Annotated in this window: 1 protein-coding gene; it reads right to left on the reverse strand. The window is 37.3% G+C overall.

Annotated features, from left to right (window positions below; all coding sequences use genetic code 11):
- Window positions 1–3,522, reverse strand: a 3,522-nt coding sequence (locus tag NL42_RS09430) for an Ig-like domain-containing protein (protein WP_461312561.1), incomplete at both ends; no start/stop codon positions are given.

A 3,522-nucleotide genomic window follows, 5' to 3' on the forward strand; every position in this document is an offset into this window, starting at 1 on the left:
TGCTTCTGCTTGCGCTGTAAAGTTTTGACCGTTTGCATCAAGTAAAATATTTTTAATTGGATCCGGTGCAATATTATCAAGTGGAGCTTTAATTGAAACAGCTTCACTCACATTTCCGGCTTGGTCTTTAACAGTGACCGTGAATGCCTCTCCATGTAAATTATTGCTACCTAAGAAAACAGTAAATGTACCGTCTGAGTTGACGGTATTATTCCATATATTCAATGGCTGACCATTATGATCAAAAACCTGAATCGTAGTATTCAGTTCTGCTACACCCGTAAGATATGAACCATCTTCTGAGAAAACTAAATTACTGGCTGGTGTAGGAGGAACTGTATCAGCGGTAATTATAGTATCGGTGCTTATTTGTCCACGAGCATCCTTAATTGATAAGAATAACTGCTCACCATCAACAAGAGGGCGATCAAGTTGGAGTTTAAAATAACTTGATCCATTCCAGCCATTATCTTCACCAACTTTAATTTCAGCTACGACTTCACCTTTGGCATCTTTAACAATGAGAGTACTATTATTTTCAGCTTGCCCACTTATCACTCCGTCTGAAGTAAAGCTATCTACATAGGGAGCAAAAGCATAGTTAGGCGCCTGTATCTGAGCAGCTAAACTTATATTTCCATTTACATCTGTAGCCGTAACATAAATTGTCTCAGCATTGGTTAAAAACAGACCTAGTTCTATCGAGAAATTTCCACTCTCATCGGTCCAGTTATTCCAAAACCATTTATTAAGAATGTTTCCTTGCCCATCTTTAACCAAAATTTCAGAGAAAGGTTCTGCATGACCATAAACTAAATCGCCAGCATCATTGAAATTTAAATCTGTTGGAACAGGTGGAGGAGTCAGATCTACAACAATATTCTGCTCAGGGCTCATCAGACCTTTACTATCAATAATTTGAACGGAAATTTGTTCTCCATCAATTAAAGGTCGGTTTACACTCAAGCTAAAATGACTAAATTCATTCCAACTATTGTCATCACCTAATGTAACCTTTCCTAATTCATTACCGTCAGCATCACGCACAATTACCGTACTATTATCTTCAGCAAATCCAGAAATTAAGCCTTCTTGTGTAATACGTTCAACATGTGGAATATAAGCAAAGTTTGGAACTTCGATCAGGGCTTCACTTGTATTTTGATTTTTATCTACTACTTGTACGGTAACCAATTCGCCTTCTTTTAAAAACTGGAACACAGGTAAACTTGCAAAACCTTGCTCATCTGTAACACCGTTAGCGATTAGATTTCCTGTTCCAGAAAACACAAGAATAAGGCTGTTAGGCTCATTGACATGTACTGATAAAGCTTCACCACTGATATCAAATTGTGGAGTTTCTAAAAATACAGCGGGAGTATAATCTGCGGTAATATATTGCGGATGGCCTGAAACATTATCTTTATCGGTAGAGATAATAATTTGAGTCCCTTCCTCTAAAGGCTGATCAAGGGACAAAGTAAATGGTCTGACTTCACCTAATTCCATTACACTAAAAGGCGTAATACCTGAGCCCTCAAATGTAATAGAGTTAAACTCTTGTATAATATTTCCATTCTGATCTTTTACAATAAAATGACTACCTTCAGTCGCATAACCAGTGATCATACCTTCTGGACTAATTCGTAAAATACTAAGAGCTGGAACTTCAGTAACTAGTCCAATTGATGAATTTACGCTGCTGTATCCATTATAAGTAGCAACTGCATAAACCTCATCATTTGAGCTAATTGAAAGGTTTTTTAAGGTAAATTTACCCTCTTCATTGGCTATTGTACTTCCAAGCCAATCACCATTTTTATTGTAGATATCGACCTTACTTCCTTTATATGCACTACCTGAAATGATAGCTCCATCTATATTATTAACAGTTATTGAATCTAGGGTTGGTGAATTCGGAGTATGATCTACATTATAAGTTTGGGCCTGTTTAATAATCGCTGTATTACCAGCTTGATCAGTAAGACTGATATCAATTGATATATTGGTTTGCAACTCTTCTGACCACAGAAACTCTGCTGGAATTTCAGCAACCCATTCTTGGGTTAGCTCATCAAAATGAAAGTTATAAGTAACATCGTTTAATGTCGTATTTACTGAAGTCAGTGAGCTATTTAAATCTGTTGGTAGATTATCGACTTCAAGTCTTATAGGAATAACTTGATCTTTTTCAACTAGGCTTATTGTATTGTCTTCGGTAATCGGCTTTACAGTTACTGTAGTTGATTCAACATTTAAGGAATTATCTACAACGACTTTTTTTACATCAGTTTCTGAAGTATTGCCTGCAACGTCTGTCACCACAGCTTTATATTGGTAAACACCATCAGCTAAATCTTTTTGATCAGCTGTTGTTTCCTGCCAAGTCTTTCCGTCATCTTTAGAAATTTCATAATGATCTAGTAAAGCTGCTTGTTCGCCGATAACAACCGGTTGGGCTAACTTCAAAGTAAAACTATTATCTTGTGTGATTTGGTCTGCTGCTGAAACACCTGTATCGGACAAATCAGATAAAGTTAGTTCACCTGCTTGCGGTGCTGTGGTATCCACAACCACTTTTTGTATAGCAGTTTCTGAGATATTACCTGCAACGTCTGTTACTACAGCTTTGTAAAGATAACTTCCATCAGCTAAATCTTTTTGAGCTACTGTTGTTACCTGCCAAGTCTTTCCGTCATCAGTAGAAACCAAATACGTTACTCGGGTGCCACTTTCTTGCCCTTCAATCTTTAAATTGAAGTTTTTATCTTGCGTAATCTGGTCGGTTACATAAACACCTGTATCGGACAAATCAGATAAAGTCAGTTCACCTGCTTTCGGCGCTGTAGTATCCACAATGACTTTTTGTATAGCAGTTTCCGAAGCATTTCCTGCCCGATCGGTTACTACAGCTTTGTAAAGATAACTTCCGTCAGCTAAATCTTTTTGAGTTACTGTTGTTTCTTGCCAAGTCTTTCCTTCATTAGTAGAAACCAAATACGTTACTCGGCTGCCACTTTCCTGCCCTTCAATCTTTAAATTGAAGTTTTGATCTTGAGTGATCTGGTCTGTTGTTGAGGCACCTGAGTCCAAAAGATTTTTGAGAATCAAATTACCTGGCTCAGGAGGGGTCGTGTCTTTAGGATCTTTCCGTGACAATAAAGCAATTGTTCCTGCACCAGCCAAAACACTGGCCACCCCAGTGCAGAGAGGTACAGAAGATGATGAGTCTATAAACTTTGCTGCATCTTTTACTTCTAAATAATTAACAGTAGTCTGTCCGGTAGCATCTTCACCTAAACTGGCAGTCCAATAACTCTGCCCTTCATTTAAAAGAATTTGCGGATTTTCGCTAATAAAATAGTTTTCTAAAATAATTTCAGTTCCATCTTTTAGATGAATAATTGCATTATTTCCCTCTCTTGTTATTGAGGCAATTTTTTCTGGACTTATATCGATTTTTGCGATTTCTTTAGGATCTACTACAATAGTTTTTGTCTGGCCTACATCAATATCAACTGT

The organism is Acinetobacter sp. GN11 (assembly GCF_054823985.1).